The sequence below is a fragment of the Candidatus Protochlamydia naegleriophila genome (assembly GCF_001499655.1).
In the GTDB taxonomy this organism is placed as follows: domain Bacteria; phylum Chlamydiota; class Chlamydiia; order Chlamydiales; family Parachlamydiaceae; genus Protochlamydia; species Protochlamydia naegleriophila.
Genome location: NZ_LN879503.1, coordinates 45,071 through 62,168, shown reverse-complemented (window position 1 = coordinate 62,168; position 17,098 = coordinate 45,071). Strand labels below are relative to the sequence as shown.

At 39.0% G+C, this 17,098-nt stretch carries 11 protein-coding genes; 5 read left to right on the top strand and 6 right to left on the bottom strand.

Annotated elements, in window-relative coordinates; all coding sequences use genetic code 11:
* Window positions 1-2 precede the first annotated feature (2 nt).
* Together PNK_RS12485 and PNK_RS12480 are read right to left on the bottom strand one after the other, a co-directional pair.
* Window positions 3-3,326, bottom strand: coding sequence for an RHS repeat domain-containing protein (locus PNK_RS12485; protein WP_162264048.1), 3,324 nt, complete (start codon window positions 3,324-3,326; stop codon window positions 3-5).
* Window positions 3,327-3,771: 445 nt separating this feature from the next.
* On the bottom strand, window positions 3,772-4,494 hold the full coding sequence (locus tag PNK_RS12480; RefSeq protein WP_231909318.1) for a helix-turn-helix domain-containing protein: 723 nt from the start codon (window positions 4,492-4,494) through the stop codon (window positions 3,772-3,774).
* Window positions 4,495-5,073: 579 nt separating this feature from the next.
* On the opposite strand from PNK_RS12480, the gene PNK_RS12475 reads away from it, so the two are divergent.
* Genes PNK_RS12475 through PNK_RS14075 form a run of 3 tightly spaced genes read left to right on the top strand, consistent with a single transcriptional unit; the run spans window position 5,074 to window position 11,047 of the window.
* On the top strand, window positions 5,074-10,434 hold the full coding sequence (locus PNK_RS12475; protein ID WP_059062529.1) for an RHS repeat-associated core domain-containing protein: 5,361 nt from the start codon (window positions 5,074-5,076) through the stop codon (window positions 10,432-10,434).
* Window positions 10,435-10,436: 2 nt separating this feature from the next.
* Window positions 10,437-10,940 carry a hypothetical protein gene (locus tag PNK_RS12470; protein ID WP_059062526.1) on the top strand — a complete coding sequence of 168 codons (504 nt, stop codon included), beginning with the start codon at window positions 10,437-10,439 and terminating at the stop codon, window positions 10,938-10,940.
* 8 nt (window positions 10,941-10,948) lie between these two features.
* Window positions 10,949-11,047 carry a CPCC family cysteine-rich protein gene (locus tag PNK_RS14075; RefSeq protein ID WP_079992969.1) on the top strand — a complete coding sequence of 33 codons (99 nt, stop codon included), beginning with the start codon at window positions 10,949-10,951 and terminating at the stop codon, window positions 11,045-11,047.
* A 693-nt stretch (window positions 11,048-11,740) separates the two neighbouring features.
* Here PNK_RS14075 and PNK_RS12465 read toward each other — a convergent pair.
* From PNK_RS12465 to PNK_RS12455, 3 genes are all read right to left on the bottom strand, one after another.
* Window positions 11,741-11,956 carry a hypothetical protein gene (locus PNK_RS12465; protein WP_059062524.1) on the bottom strand — a complete coding sequence of 72 codons (216 nt, stop codon included), beginning with the start codon at window positions 11,954-11,956 and terminating at the stop codon, window positions 11,741-11,743.
* A gap of 424 nt (window positions 11,957-12,380) precedes the next feature.
* On the bottom strand, window positions 12,381-12,620 hold the full coding sequence (locus tag PNK_RS12460) for a hypothetical protein (protein WP_059062522.1): 240 nt from the start codon (window positions 12,618-12,620) through the stop codon (window positions 12,381-12,383).
* A gap of 4 nt (window positions 12,621-12,624) precedes the next feature.
* Entirely contained in the window at window positions 12,625-13,890 is a 1,266-nt protein-coding gene (locus tag PNK_RS12455) for an RHS repeat domain-containing protein (RefSeq protein WP_059062520.1), read from the bottom strand.
* A 10-nt stretch (window positions 13,891-13,900) separates the two neighbouring features.
* Here PNK_RS12455 and PNK_RS12450 point away from each other — a divergent pair, with 10 nt between their 5' ends.
* Window positions 13,901-14,245, top strand: a complete 345-nt coding sequence (locus tag PNK_RS12450) for a hypothetical protein (protein ID WP_059062518.1) — start codon at window positions 13,901-13,903, stop codon at window positions 14,243-14,245.
* 226 nt (window positions 14,246-14,471) lie between these two features.
* Window positions 14,472-16,028, top strand: a complete 1,557-nt coding sequence (locus PNK_RS12445) for an ABC transporter ATP-binding protein (RefSeq protein ID WP_158021833.1) — start codon at window positions 14,472-14,474, stop codon at window positions 16,026-16,028.
* Window positions 16,029-16,612: 584 nt separating this feature from the next.
* Here the strand turns inward: PNK_RS12445 and PNK_RS12440 are convergent.
* The gene (locus tag PNK_RS12440) at window positions 16,613-17,083 is read right to left on the bottom strand and encodes a hypothetical protein (protein ID WP_059062516.1); all 471 of its coding nucleotides are present in this window, start codon (window positions 17,081-17,083) and stop codon (window positions 16,613-16,615) included.
* Window positions 17,084-17,098 lie beyond the last annotated feature (15 nt).

Genomic DNA, 17,098 nt, shown 5'->3' with positions numbered 1-17,098 from the left:
AATTATAACCTAGTTTCCGCTGCTGTTGGAGGATAATGTTGGCACGAAACTTCTTGTCCGTTGATTTGTTTTGGATGCACTCTATTTACATTACTAGAATGGTCATAACATTCCATCCATGTTCTTGTATTTCCATTCTTAGGATTATATTCCGTTACATAGCCTCTTCCTCTAGTAGCACCTTGGTTTCTAGCCGGTACTTCTATTTCATAATAGCGAGTTCTACCATCTGCCAATTCTCGCACTTTCACAGCGTTTTGTTGAGCTGTTTCTAATCGAGAAAGCTTTTTATTTAAATTAATACCAGCATTAACACTTTCAGCGCCACGATTAACATTAACAGGTATTCCAGGTTTGGAAATATACTTGGCTTCTTGTTTTAAAGCTTGGCTAGCCATTTTAGCTTCAAGCATTCCAATCCGCGCAGCTTTGACTACTCCAACTGCTCCTTTGGCTAGTCCATAGCCTCCCATTGCTAGTGAAGCGACTTCTAACGTTGTCGTTGTTCCGCTTCGAAAGGCTTGATAGATGGCATTATTAGCATCGACTCCCATAGTTTGTTGGACGAACGCATCAGTTGCTGCTATCTGATTGCTCTGAGAAATCGCGAAAGCTTGCTGGATTTGGATCTTTTCTTCTAACGAACACTCTAAATCATCACAGCCTGCTGCAAAGGCCAGCGATTGAAAAAGATAAGCATGGCTAGTTAGGAAATCGAAACAACCATGAACACAACCGGCAAAGGCTGCATAAAGGTTCTCTTTTGTTTCTTGCCATTGAACACTAGCCCATGCATCATTACCGGCATTATCGCCAAACACAGGCGAGTATTCATTAGAGATACCATCAAAATAATTAGGATTGGTTGCCACATTGCAGCCATCGCGGTACGCTTCGCCGACGAAGCCATAGGCATCAAAGGCAGAAAGGGGACTGTGATGCAAGTAGGCATAGAGGTTGGGGCCATCGGCAAAACCGAGGGGATCAGTTGTTGTCCAGCGTCCGTTGCTTGGATCATAAAAGCGTCTGCCGAAGTAGACCCAGCCTGTTTCCGGATCGACCCGCTTGCTGGCAAAGCGCCATGGATTGCCCACTTCAGAGGTTTGAATGATAGCGCCTTGCGCATTGATTAGAGTTTCCTCACCAAACGTGGTATAGCGATAGGCTTCGCAAGGTTTGCCTGTAGTGGCATCAATGAGGCCAACGACATGGCCTTGATGGTCATGAGTGGGCGCGAAGGCGCGTCCTTTGATTTCGATGGCAATGGCTGCGCCAAGCTCTGCTCCATGGCCTGTTCCAAGAATACGCAATTCTTGAATCTGGCCTTTCGCATCGACCATGCCGATTTCATTTTGCCCTTGGTAGAAGTAACGTTCTGAGAGTTTTTTTGACGTCTTACTGAGGCGGCGATTTAAGGAATCATAGCGATAGTCAAACGTTCCTTGAGGCGACTTAACTTGAATGAGGCGATTTAATGCATCGTACTTATAGGTGGTTGTTTGACGCCCTTGCTTCTTCTGAATCAAATTGCCATCGAGATCATATTTGTAAGAGCTATCCTGATCTTTTAAAAGCTGATTCAGGTGATCAAGGGTATAACTCTTTTGATCTTTAGAGAGGCGATTATCAATGGAATCGACTTGATAAAGATGTTTGCGATGTCCTTGTTCGCTTTGAAGCTGATTTAAAGGTGTATAGCCAAAGCGATAGTCTTGCTGTCCTAACAAATCATCTATGTGTTTCACACTCAAACGACCAATTTTGTCATAGCCATTATCGGGAATGGTTTGTGAATAGCCGGGTGTTTGAATCGTTCGCTGTCTTTTGGAAAGATCGTATTGGTAGTTTGCTTGACCAGCTTGTCCAATCAGTTGTGAATGCAGAAGGCTGCCAGCCTGATCGTAGGTTTCATAACTATGGTTATAAAGAGGAGTTCCCAGTTTAAGACGCGTCACGCTGCGCAAGTAAGCTGCGTCATACTGATAGTCGATAGTGGAACCATCTGGTAGCTGAATGACACTGATGCGTCCCGCACGATCATAGTGATAACCCACGCTAAGTCCATTGTCTAGATTTTCCTGAATCAATTGCCCAAGCTCATCATAGTGGCGCTTGGTCGCAGTTTTATTATTAAGATCGCGAACTTCGGTCACGAGGTGATTGCGGTTATAGCTATAGGCGTAAGAAAAGGAGCGATCGTTTGCACTAAAGTGGCTCAATCGTCCTTGAGAGTCATAGTTGTAAAGGATCTTGGTGCCGCTTGGCTTGATAGTTTGATCTTTTTGACCAAATGAATTGTACGTGGTTCGTGTAATGCGTTGCTGGGGAGTTCCAAGCGCTTCAATCATCGCTGTCTCTTGACCCATGACATTGTGATGCCAAGCATAGCAGTATTGGCTTTTAACAGTTCCTTCAATGATGACATCTTCAACGACTTTTTTTAGGTTACCGGATGGGTCAAAATAGCGTTGCTGATTGGATATCACGGCTCCAAATGCATCTTTACTTGTGACTGTGACAACCCGTCCCATGGCATCGTGAACGTTTTCTACGCTTTTTCCTAAGGCATCGGTTTGAGTGGTTTTTAAAACCATCTGACCCCATGCATTGTGATGGGCATAGTCATAGGCAATATAAGACTTATTTCCCTCTGCATCGGTAAAAGTAATCGGCTTGCGATCGCTATTATATTCGGTATGGGTGATGCTCGGGCCAGCTTCTGTCATTTGTGCAACAGTGATGCGATTACCGAGGCTGTCATATTCATAAGAGGTGTGCTGTAAAACGGCTCCATTGCCATCGGATAGCTTTTCTTCTATCACGTGGCCGAGCAGATCATAGGTAAATTGTTGAATGGACTTGTCTGTTTGATTCTCGCCAAACCAGATTGTGACTGTTGAAAGACGGCTTAAAGAATCATAGGCTAATTCTTTGCATTGATTTCCTTTCATTTCTGATATGAGTCGACCGGCCCCATCGTAGCGATAATGAGTAGTCAATCCTTCCGGATCGGTTGAGGAAACAAGGCGGAATCCTTCATAGTGCTTAGACTGCGAACTGAGAAGCTTGCTATCAGCCCAAACCTCTTCAACTACAATACGCCCTAGAAAATCTCTTTGATAACGAGTTTCTGTGCCATTGACAGCAATAGATTTGGCAAGGGTGCCATCTAAATTGTATTCAAATCGTTCTTTTGTGCCGTCGGGATGTAACACGCAAACTGGTTTACCGCGTGCATTGTAGCTCGTTGTTGTAGTCTCCCCATTGGCATTGGTGGAGCTGACAGGACGATTAAATGCATTAAAAGGCATAGAGATATGGTGCAAGTTAACTGGCTAAGCCAAAGATCTTTACTAGAAACTGCGTTCTTTTGTTTTAAAAAGTGCTGTGAAGATTAGTTTTTTCTTAAACATTTAACCATCAATGACTTTTGGTGAAATATCGAAGGTTAAGCAAACGCTATGAATATCGCACAACAATTGGTGAATCAATGATTTACCTAACAGGAATCAGGAACATGCTTAGGAGAATAAGCCCCTATGTGCAGACTTTCCAGACAATCTCTTAAGAATTTTAGAATGATAAATGCAATACGACCAAATCAAAATCTGTATATATTTAATCAAATTAATTTTTAAATCATAAGTTTATGATGAAAAAAATTAGAGAATATGTTTCATTCGTTGATTAATTAAACTCGTCAATTAAAGTGAAATTCATATTGATTGCTATTAACCTAAATTCAAAAAAACATCCTATACCCAAGGAAATTCAAAAATTGGCAGCAGGAGCTTGAATAGGGTGAAATTTATCCCTGACTCGACCTCTTAACATCTGACCCAAAACTGAACCTACAGTTACAGACGATAGCACAGTAAAAAATCCGAAGACGGCCTCTCTAAAATCGTCAACGTGCTCATAATAAGTATTATAAATCACCCCCTTCTTAATCCACCCGTAAGCAGGCTGTACGTTATGTGTTGGGTGCACGCCATCGATAAAGCAGATCGTTTCATCTGGAGGAAGCTCTTGTCGAAGTTTATTGTACTCAACCAACCACTTTTCTTGCTGTTCCTTGTTGGCCTTTCCGGGTACAACAGCGGGTTTTTTGTAAGAAAACCCATGTCTTTGTAGCCAATCCCTCAGCTCACGAACGGTGTAGGCGATTCCAAAAACAGCTTCTACATATGCTACAATATCCTTGACATAGAGGTAAGTATGTTTTTGAAGGTGAAGTTCAAGTTTCTCAGATTGCACTCTAGAAAGCTTCTCTTTTGATCCGCCACCCTCTGGGCATAATTTTCTAGAAGAGTCATAGTCTTGAATGTGATTGCGAACAGCCTCGTCAGAGATTAATAAGGCCTCTGCGATCTGTCGAAGAGACCATCCTTTGTCGTGAAGTAAGACCGCTTTGATCCGATCACGTATCCGACCATCTCGTTCTTGTTTATGTTGTGATGTGAGCTTTGCCCGTTCTAAGTCGCCTAGTGTCATGAGCGACATGCTAAACAAAAGTTAAATTTCTCGTAAACCAATTTTTGAATCACTTTCAGTATATCATCCCAACCAATAAACCCAGAATTAATGCTACAATAGACTCTATTATATACAGCATAGTAACCTACTTATTTCCAATAACATATTGTTTTAAAAAAAGTCTCGTATTATCTTCTTTTTAGACCCTACAGGGTCTACCAGCTCCTTCGTGCTTACCCCCTTTTCCTCCGATTTCTTTCAATGCATATTTAGCCCCAACTTCTTGGCTAACTTCAAATAAGCTTTCTTCTTTAAGAATATTATCGAATCTGTGTCTTTTCAAAAATTCGAACACGATAAATCGTCTCAGTTTGCTTGAAGGTTATTGTTTAACAAGTTCATTTTTTATTGAAGTTTTTCATATGGTTTGCTAAACATTTGTCAAATAAAATATTTAATACTCTAAATAGATCTAACGAAGGAAACTAAATGATTAGTAGTCAAAAGAATACAGTCAAATTTAAGGTGTTATCCTCTAAATCTGAAAGACTATTTTGGTGGGATGTTACGTTTTTTTGCTTCAATTAGGAATGCCTGATGAAAGCTATCTATTTATTGTGGGTGGTGTTCGGAATGATGGTATCTCTTGCATGTTTTGCTGATGATTCAGATACCCGCTTGACAGCAGAATGTGAACCGATAGCAACAGTGGCTGATTGTGTAAATGTTATTTCCGGCGATTACTTCGAAGCCCATGCTGATATCCGATTTAATGATAGTGATTCATGGGGACTTAGTCGCTTCTATGACAGCGGCCATTTAGTGGATCGATCTTTTTTGGGGTTTGGATTCGGCTCTAATTTTCCTTTTGAAGCGAAAGAACCTAAAAAGAACAATAAACATAGCGATGGATGGGTAGAAGAAAGAGAGGGATGCTGTATCCCTTATCGCAGTAGCAAGGGTGTATTATCAACTTATAAGATTGATAAGCGCATTTTACAAAAAGGGTACACGAACCTTTCAAGGCCAGCTCTTAAGCCTCATGTCAATATTGCCAATATGGAAGGGAAATTTAAAAAAGAAGGATGGGAAATCAAGTCGGGAAATGGATCTGAGCGCTTTTATGGAAAGTATAAAATAACGGACTCTGGAAATAATGAGACGACTTCTTATTACGATTTGAGGCAGGAAATTTTGCCCAATGGAAATCGAATGCTATTTAGCTATGCGAACATGGGTGAGATGCATTGGCCTTCTAGGATCGCATTGACAGATCCTAAAGGAGAAGTGATTCTAAGCGAACTTGTTTTTCAATATAGCAAAGACCTTGTTCGTGTTTCAAACGATCGTGGAGATACGGTTGCCTATCTAAAGAGTAAAGAAAAACGTAAATCTGTCACAAAGGCGGGGACAACATGGAAAACCGCTTTTTTTCTAACAGATGTGCATTCTCCCCAGCATACGCCTGTCAAATACCATCTAGCAGATAACAATGATAGCAGCGCTTTTTGTGTTGCAAAGGTCGAGAAGATAGATGGTCGGTATTTGAAAATTTCCTATAACGACCAAAGTAAAGTGAAGTCTTTGGCTGGTCCTTTAGGGGCTCAAGGCGAAGAAAAGATTTTTCAGCGCTTTTTTTATAAAAAACAGCATACACAAGTTTTGGACGCTTTTGATCAATTAACGACCTATCATTTCTGCTCTAATAAACGTTTGACGGCTATTGCTTACTATGACGTGAAAAATGGTAAACAGCCGAATATTGGAAAAGAGGGGGCTAAAGAAGAGAATTTTGATCTATTAAAGGAAGAGCGTTTTTCTTGGAAGACTGAGGAGGGGAAAGAAGGATGGTTAACTTCGAAAACGATTGTCGACGGAGCAGGGCATATTTTACAGAAAAATGCTTATCGTTACGATGATCATGGAAACTGTGTTAAAGAAATCTGGAAAGGCAATTTAACAGGTCGTGGGTTTGACGTTTTTTCAGAAAAAGATGAGCTAACATCTAACGGTGTCGAGAGCTATGAAAAACGGTATAAATATTCTAATGATGGTTTCAATCTTCTACTGGAAGAAACAACACCTGAAGGATTAACGACCCGTTATGCCTATATTCCTCGTACGAATAGACTCATCAGCAAACTTGTTTTATACGATGGTAAGATTCAAGAGAGAACATTCTATGAATACCATCCTTATGGAGTATTAATTCAAACAATCGAAGACGATGGAAGCTCGGATAAAGATTTCGATTTGACGGATGTAACGATCAGACGTGTTAAAAAAATCGAAGCTGATCTCCGCTCTCGCTCTCCCAGTTTTGGAAAGCCTCTCGCTATTCAAGAGAGCTATCAAAATCACCATACAGGCGGCCAGTTAGTCAATTTGAAAACTGTCCGCTTCACTTATAGTCCAAGGGGACTTGTCAGTTGTGAAAAAGTGTACGACGCAGAAGATCAATTCAGATATCAAGTGTTAACTGAGTATGATGAGAAAGATCGTCTCATCTTAAAAGTGGATCCACTTGGTCAACAAACGCGTTATGCTTACGATCACAATGACAATAAGACAGAAGAAGAACTCCTAGGTTCAGGCAAAAAGACGGTCTATGTGTATGATACTGCAAATCGCATGATCCAAAAGAAAGAGAGTCATAAAAATGAGAGAGATGAGGAGATCATTTTTAATCTCTTCTATACATATGACGCTCTTAATCGTCTTACATCTGAGCAAGATGCTTTTGGTAATGTGACTTCCTATACCTACGATAGACTTGGACGCCAAACAGGTTGCATTAAACCGACTGTGTTGGATTCAAACGGACAGGTGTTTTCCCCAACAGTAAAAAGGGTCTATAATCTCCTCAATCAATTGATAGAAGAAACGGATGAAAATGGGCATACGACAAAAACACGTTACACGGTCTATGGTAAACCGACCTATCTTGAACATCCAGACGGGACCGTTGAGCGGTTCGAATACTACTCAAATGGCCGCTTAAAGCAAGCGTGGCAAGCAGACGGAACCTCTTCTCATTATATCTATAATCCGAAAGGACAAGTCACTCTAGAAGAAGCATTTGATGCAGCAGGTATTCTTCTTTCAAAGCAAAGCTATAGTTATAAAGGATCACTTTTACAATCTAGCATTGATGCGATGGGCGTCAAGACCTCTTATTTTTACGACGGGGCAGGCCGTAAAATTCAAGATGTTTGTCGAGATCATCAGGTCACTTATCACTATGACCCTTTGGGGCGTATATACAAAGTCATTCATAGGGGCGAAGAGGGGCAGCAACGCGTTGAATGGACTGATTATGACTATTTAGACCGCATAGTCCTTAAGCAACAATTGGATGAACGCGGCATAGTGTACGGCAAGGAAGCATTCTGTTATGATAGTCAAGGCTATTGTACGAATCATACCATTTATCACCAAGATAACCAGCCTGCTAGTGAAGAGAGTGAGTTTTATCCTTGGGGGGCCTTAGCAAGGAAAAAAGATGCTCTTGGACAGATTACTGAATATACCTATGAGTTTAGCCATTACAATGCCCTCAATCAAAAAGTTCTCAAAAAAACAGTTAAAGAGCCATCAGGCCGTCATATCATTGAGGTAGAGGATGCTTGCCATCGTTTAGTGCAGCAGGAAACTTATCATCCCCATTTAATCGCTTTGACGCAGTTCAGCTATGATGGTAAAGACAATCTAATTGTACAGCGAGAAGCCGTTATCAACAAAGAAGTCATTGAAGGTTATTATACGATTGAGAGAAGCTATAATTCGAGAGACTTGCTTGAAAAGATAGTTGAAAAGCCAGCCTTGAAAACAACTTGTTATCAATATGATGCAAGAGGTCGTTTAGCAGCAAAAATAAAATCGGATGGGGTTCTTTTAAGTTATCGCTACAATCCCTTAGGTCATCTGATAGAGTTGACTGCAAGTGATCGTAGCCTATCCTATATCTATCACTATGATTTGCAAGGCCATTTACTCGGGATCCATGATGCGATTCACAATAAGCAACAAAAACGCTCTTATGATTGCCTCGGACGATTAGTAGAAGAAAATCTAGGTAATCAGTTAATCCTTCGCTATCGCTATGATCCTTTTGACCGGATTAAAAATCTGATTTTTCCCGATGGATCATCGATTCATTATACTTACAATGCCTTTCGACTTACACATGTTGAGCGTTTAAGCAAGGATGAAAAGAGCCTCTATACATGCCAAATCCCTGAATACGACTGGTGCGGCCGAATACGATCACGTCAATTGCCATTTGGCACAGTTGACTATACCTATGATCTCTTGGGAAGGCCCCTTTCTATTCAAGGCCCTGAGTGGAGCCAGCAGATTCATCGTTATGATGGATCTGGAAATTTGCTTTCACAATCCATTCAAGATACAGACGGTAAATGGAGCGAGCAATTTGGGTATGACGGCCTTAATCAGCTCATTTCAGAAAAAGGAGTCTTAACAAATGACTATTGTTACGATTCGCTTCATAATCGACGAGAGCATAATAAGCAGATTAATGAGATCAATTCGCTTAATCAACTTGTTAAAGATGCGGATAGCGACTATGCCTATGATGCCAATGGTAATCTTGTAGAGCAAACTAATCCTAATGCTCTTTATCATTATGATGCACTAGATCGCCTCTCTACTCTTGTTTCAGACGGACAAATCACTCATTTTATTTATGATGGGTTGGGACGTTGTCTTGAAATAAGCGATCAGAAATCTCATCGCTGTTTACTCTATCAAGGCGAACAAGAAATCGGATCTTGGGAGAATGGAGAGTTAAAAGAGCTTTGCGTCACCCATTCTGAAAGCATGCTTCATCCGATGTTGGCAATCGAGTTAGAGGGAAAACCTTTTGTCCCTATTCAAGACCATAGACGCAACCTATGTTGCTTATTGGACTGGAAAGGACATTACATTGAATCGCATCGTTATAGTGCTTTTGGCTTGGTTGCACCAACCTTTAAAAAAGCACAGACCCCTTGGCAATTTTCCGGTAAGCGCACAGTTGCTCATCTCGTTTATTTCGGTCATCGTTTTTATTCCCCACAAATGGGAAAGTGGTTGAATCCTGATCCAAGTGGCTTTGAAGATGGTCCTAATCTCTATGCTTATGTACACAACAATCCTTTAATGCACTTTGATTTGTTGGGGCTATTTGATTTAGATTTGACGGATAAGACCTTTTTAGAAAGAATGCAAGCACTCGATTTTGAAAGTTTTGCTTCGCAAGCAGAGTTTAGTCCGACTTATTTTTCAGGTTATTCAGCACAAGGAATGCGTCAAGGCTTGTGGAATGCTTACCGTTCTCCTTTTATAACCGCTAGCAATAACTACGATAGGTATGTTGATTTTAATGAAGGGGACTTCAATAAACGATTTGAAGGGCTAAGTTCTCAAGAGTATTTAAGTCAGCTTGGATTGATAAGCGGGGAAGCGCTCGGAACTGGAGTGCAAGTTGCTGCTATTCTTGTTTTAACAAAGGAAGTTGCAGCTTTAGCTGGAGCGTCATTGCTTCGCGCTGGAATTGGTGCGACAAAACTCTTTTGGAATAAGGCTATTACTCAAGCGGCGGCTGAAAATTCAACAACTAGAATTACAGAAATTGCCAAATCTCAATTTTCACATTTATCCGAAGCTTTTCTCTCCGCCAAGAAATCCTTGGGAGTAAATCAAGAAGCATTAAAGTTGGCTAGAGAATTAAATTTTACTTCCACAACAATGGAAAGAATGTCCAGGCCTCATAGATACGTCCCTCGACATATTCTTGCTAAAGCTATATTAAGTGGTAAGAGAGGGATCGATCCTCAAGGTTCAAAAAATGCCATTCAAATTGTTGAACAGGTGTTCATCAATAAAAAACCATACAGGCTTGAGATTATTTATAATGAATCAGAAAAAAGAATACTTCACTTTCACTATGAGAAATAAAAATGACTTTAGAAATTGCAGTTATTGAAAATAAAAATATAGAAGATGTCCATAGTAGCTACCAGCAGGGGCAAGCATACTATGATCAAAATGATTACGCATTAGTTTATAAAACTAATTACTACAATTATAATTATTTTGAGTTAGATAAAAATAGTTTTCAAGTTATGCAGGGTACTCTTGCAATAGTCTTCGATGTTAATAGTAAAAAGTTCAATTATTTAGATTCTTTTACTAACAAAGAAAAATGGAATCTTCAAGATGATTTAAAATTTAAAAAAGATGCCAGAGGACAATTGCAAATAGTAAAGGAATTTGATGATGATGATAGATATACTTTTCCTGAAGAACCACAATACTTCTATTCGAAAAATGGGATCTTAAAGATAGCATTAACCGAAAATGAAGGAGATGCCATTTTTTATGAGGTAGCGTCCAATTTGGTTGTTGGATTGCGTGACGGAAGAATAGTGTCTATTTATCTAGATAAAATTAATTTCATCTAAAATTAGAGATGCAAATGTTTCGTTGCCCTTGTTGCGGTTATTTAACATTGCCAGAGCCTGAATCTGGAACATTTGAAATATGTCAGGTGGATGATGATGTCCAATGAAGAAGAAAGCTTGAGAAAAGCTTGTTACAATTATAAGATTTTTGGGGCTTCTTATAGGAGATTTAAAAATGATATCAGACTTCCATTACCAGATGAATTCCTTAATTCTTTTGATATTTCAAAGATGGAAAGAATGCCAGGTCGCATAGGTACGTTCCTCTAGATATTCCGCTAAAGCTATAAAGTGGGCGATCCTGATTAAATTACCAGAAATAATTGAAGATCTGTAGAAATCAAAAAAAACCGCTAGTCTGAAAGATCGCATTCTTTGAAAGGATCTTCAAAGAGTATCTAGGTAATCAGGTTACTTGTTAAAGCAGCCGATCGATACCCTCTCAGGCTAACGGTTACGGATCTTGACCCATGCTTGCTGACCATCTCCAAGTAGGTTTGAAGTGGTTTGTTTTTATTAGTCATTTACGTTATAGCTAGCCTACCCTTTTCGGGTAACATCTCTCTGTTTTTTTCTGAATTCTATACCCTGTTCTTTAGCCATTTCTAGTTTATAATCTTGCGTATCTTTTTGTTTATCAATTGTTTGAGCGATAGCGCCTGGCGCGTTGATTTGGGGCTTCTCGCCAAACGTGGTATAGCGATAGGCCTCGCAAGGCTTGCCTGTAGTGGCATCAATAAGGTCAATGACATTGAATTTTTAAAGGACGATGTTAATTAAATAATTTTATCTGCAAACATTTATGTTTGTAGGCTAATGTTTTGAGATACCCAATTTTCTTTTGTAATACCAAATCCTTCTTCTGATTTTTGAAAAGCATCTTCCAGGGAGTCTGTCAAGTAGTCTTGGTTAGATGTTTCTGAATATGGATCTTTATAAACAATTAAATAAAAACCGATTACATCTTCTTCAATAATAAGTTTAATAAATTCATTTTTGTATAAAAATTTTAACATATTTATTACTCCGTACCAATGGAAATTTCAACTTAAGCAAAAGACCACATTGAAGAATTAGATAAGTTAGTCGTTGCTGGGGCTAGGGAATGAGCTCAGGTGCTATTAAAAAAGAGCTAACTTTTAAATCGATTGTAAACTTGCATCGTGCCAAGGTAATTTATCAAAATCAATCATCGTTATTAAAATAAATGGTCATGAGGGGCGGGGGTACGTCCTTTGATTCCGATGAAAATTACTATAAAAATTTCTTGATATTACCTAAGAGAATTTCACTTTCATTTCAGAAGAATTTACATCATTAATGATTATAATATTCTTCTCGTCCAGTCGTTTTTCTTCTTTATATAGCGCATACGCATTATGCTCTAAGTTAAGCGTTGAGCTGCTCTTTGAAACGGTCTAAAGTTTTAGAAGAGTAATATTACTCTTCTAAATACCTCTTCTTTGCTTTCTCTAAAACTTCTAATGCTACATCTAAAGGAAATTCCCAATAATCATTAACGGGATGAGAGTAAAAGTGAATAATTGGAGTATCTGTTTCTGTCGAAATTTCAACCCATTGAGCATTATTATAATGAATTTCACATACACAGTTTTCCTTATCAGGTAAACTTGCAATAACCACTCTAAAATTTTTTAAAATTTCGTTATTTGTTAGCATAAAATTAGGGCTCCAAAAATCCGATTAAATTGCCTTTTGAAGAAAATCTTGCTCCACCTTGGCCAGGAATTTGAATATCAACCAAGTCTCCATAGGTTCTGCTATTCCAGCTAATAATTTCTTGGTTAGGATGGGTTAAAATATTATCAAGAATGTCTTGTCCTTGAGAATTCACTTGAGAAATATTTCCTTTAGCCTTAGGAAATGCGGTTTTAGGTCTATCTCCATGTTTTTGTAAAGCACGTCCAGCTTTAGTCAGCCCGCCTCTGTCAATAACCTTTTCAGCTTCGGAGAGTTGATCTGATGTTAAATGAGAAGGTAATTTCCCGCTAGAAGTTGCTAACTTTGAATTTGAAGCGGATACTAGTTTTTTTGATTCTTTAACTTCTTGTTTAACTAAGCCTTTTGCCATTCTGGCTTCAAGCATTCCAACCCGCGCAGCTTTGACTACTCCAACTGCTCCTTTGGCTAGTCCATAGCCTCCCATCGCTATTGTAGCAACCTCTAGGGTTGTTGTGGTACCGCTTCGAAAGGCTTGATAGATGGCATTATTAGCATCGACTCCCATAGTTTGTTGGACGAACGCATCAGTTGCTGCTATCTGATTGCTTTGGGAAATCGCAAAGGCTTGCTGAATTTGCAGCCTTTCTTCTAACGAACACTCTAAATCATCACAGCCTGCTGCCAAGGCCAGCGATTGAAAAAGATAAGCATGGCTAGTTAGGAAATCGAAACAACCATGAACACAACCGGCAAAGGCTGCATAAAGGTTCTCTTTTCTTTCTTGCCATTGAACACTAGCCCATGCATCATTACCGGCATTATCGCCAAAAACAGGGGAATATTCATTGGAGATACCATCAAAATAGTTGGGATTGGTTGCTACATTGCAGCCATCGCGGTACGCTTCGCCGACGAAGCCATAGGCATCAAAGGCAGAAAGGGGACTGTGATGCAAGTAGGCATAGAGGTTGGGGCCATCGGCAAAACCGAGGGGATCAGTTGTTGTCCAGCGTCCGTTGCTTGGATCATAAAAGCGTCTGCCGAAGTAGACCCAGCCTGTTTCCGGATCGACCCGCTTGCTGGCAAAGCGCCATGGATTGCCCACTTCAGAGGTTTGAATGATAGCACCTTGCGCGTTGATGAGGGTTTCCTCACCAAACGTGGTATAGCGATAGGCCTCGCAAGGTTTGCCTGTATTGGCATCAATGAGGCCAACGACATGGCCTTGATGGTCATGAGTGGGCGCGAAGGCGCGTGGCGTACTCACTACTTTTACGATGGCAGTAGTTACACCCCCTCCAGCATATGCCCAAATTGGATTCAATGATATCGCTTTCTGGACTCGTTCTGAAGAGCTAGCAAAAAAAACTCTCTTAGAAAAAATTCAAGAAACACCATATCAAGAATATGAAATTAACGAGCTTTTAAATTTAAACATTCCGTATTTTTATCAAATTCCTGGGAAAAAGCATTTGTATAATGGAAATGGGCAAGAATATTCAAATGTTTTCAGTGAAACGGCTGTTGAAATAATTGAAAGTCAATTTCTAAGTCGTTCAAAAAAGAAAAAAGAATTTGATCTTGAGATTATATCTCGTCACTTACCTCTTAATACTGCTTAACAATTTAAAATTGAATGGATTTATTTTGATTAAAACGTTTCAAACAGTTTTTTGGTCTTTAAAGCAATTATGGAAGGCTGCCCCTATAGAATTAATGGTTGTAAGCTCTTTCGTTTTAACCCAAGGATTGACTCCAGCTGCATCTCTATTCGCTATTCAGGGGGTTGTTAATTGGATAGACTCTACCACTTCTTTTCCAACTCTTTTTGTCATTTTATGGGGTGGAATGTTATTTATCGAAACTGTTATGACCCCTATTATTTCTATTTACCGTCTAAATTTAAATGAAAAGATTTTAGAGCGCTGTAATTTACTTCTTATGGAAAAGGCAAATGCTCTAGATAGTCTCGAACCATTTGAAAATCCAAAATTTTACGATGAAATGCAATTTCTTAAAAATGAAAGTTCTCGAAAGCCTTTGAATTTTGTTTACATTATTACGGGATTTGCAAGAGATTTTATTACACTTATATCTATTTTAGGAGTTTTATTTTCAATTGCTTGGTGGATTCCTTTTTGTATGTTATTGGCTGGCATTCCTCATGCCTTATCGACCTTTTGGTTTGAAAAGCAGGCTTGGGATCAAATGCTATTTAACAGTCCTGAATCTCGCAAAATGGCGTGGCTTGCATCATTACCTTTGGACTCAAGAGCTGCAAAGGAGATCAGACTTTTTGATTTTGGAAGTTTCTTATCAGATAAGTATAAGGAAATTGTCAAAAAGACTCATGAAGCGCTTTCTAAGGAGCGATGGGAAAAATCGAAATTATTTATTCTTTTATCAGCTTTAACAGTGATTGGGAATATCGTAGTTTTGAGCGTAGTACTATTACAAACCAAGAATGGTGGACTATTGTTTGCCGGATTCATTGTAGTCATTCAAGCTATTTTTATGACTCAAACGCAATTAGCAAACTGTATTGCCAATTTTGGAATGTTCGCACCGGCACTTCTTTTCTTCTCCAAGCTGCGAAATTTTCTTAAAAATCATCTTAATCAAAATTTAAGAATAAACAAAGAACCTTTGCCAAATTTTATTCACGAAATTCAATTTAAGAATGTGACTTTTAGATACAGCGATGGTAGAGAAGCTCTCTCAAATGTCTCTTTTACGATTAAGCATGGAGAAAAGATTGCCATTGTTGGTGAAAATGGGGCTGGTAAGTCAACTATTGTCAAATTGCTTTTGCGTTTTTACGATCCTACAGAGGGCAGCATTACAATCAATGGGCAAAATCTTTTACATCTTGAAGCCAAAGAATGGCGTTCTAAAATTAGTGGTGTGTTTCAAGATTTTGGGCAGTATCATTTTAGTATTAAAGAAAACATTTCTCTAGCTTTGAGGGATTGTAGCGAAGATTCAATCCTTCAAGCCACCCGAAAAGGAGGCTTTTTTCCCATTCTAGAGCGTCTTCCCTTGAAATTAAATACATTGTTGGGAAAAGAATTTGGAGGCACAACTTTATCTGGTGGAGAATGGCAGCGTTTAGCAATGTCTAGAGCCTTTTTAAAAAACGCAGATCTGCTTATCCTGGATGAACCCACAGCTTCTTTAGATCCTCCAAATGAACAAGAAACGTTTAAGAAGTTTGCGGAACAGGCTGATACATGCACAACCCTTTTAATTACACATCGACTTGGATCCATTAAAATGGCAAACCGAATTCTCGTATTAAAAAAAGGTTGTTTAATCGAACAAGGTACCCATACCTCTCTTCTTAGTTTAAAGGGAGAGTATGCCCATCTTTTTAATATTCAAGCAGATCAATATCTATCGAACTAGTTTGCATTGTCATTCAACAGTCTGATCTGGTGCTAATAATGTGCAGTTTGGAAAGGCCAATACATTGAATCGCCTCGTTATTGTGCTTTTGGCTTGTCTGCACTAACCCTTAAAAAGACTATATGCCTACGTACGCAACAATCCTTTAATGCACTGAGATCTGTTAGGACTATTTGATTTGGATTTGACGGATAAGACCTTTTTCGAAAGTACATTTCCTCGCTGAAACAACTCTTCGGTTGACAATAAGCCGTTCATCAATCTCTTTAAGTATGTCCGAGCTAATCTTTCAGTTTTGTACAACAAAGCTTGCATTTCAATTTTGGTGAAGAATCAAGAGAAGTTCAAGAACATCTTACTATTGGATCGGCCACAGATGCACTTTTGTGGGGCCATCCATAAGACAAATCCTATTATCAAAATAATTTGCCCCACATCATCACTGTGTTCTTAACCTAAGTTCCAACATTTATGTAATTTTGCATCACATTCCTTTAGTTTTGATGGGGTAATGTTGAAAACAGATAGAAAGAATCCAAGAATTAACAATTTGATTTGAAAAAGGCATAACCAATTTGTTTTGATTATTTTCTATCTTTTTCCTGTTGATCTTCTTTGCCATTGTTATATCCCTCAACAACAAAAAAGACTCCTCCCATTGCTAATTCTTTTCCTGTTTGCACACAAACAGGAATTTTTAAAACATTTCCCGCAATGACTAAAAATCCGCCACCTAATATCATTGAAACTCCTACAGCTAAACGCCAAGGTAAATCTTTTAATTCTTTTTCTTCTTCTTCCTTATCATGATGGCCACGTGCTTCGTTATAAATAAATTCGTATTCTTGAAAGCTTAGATTAGGAGCATCTTCAAGGTAAGCCGCTATACATAAAGCTCTATTTTGAGCTTTCTTTTCTTTTTTCTTGATAGCCTTTCGTACTTTATCAAATTCTTTATCAAGATCAATTTTTGCCCTGTATAGTTCTCTACTTCGAGCTTCATTTCCACATTTTTTCGATAAGCTTTTCCATACGAGTCCAGAAAGCGATATCATTGAATCCAATTTGGG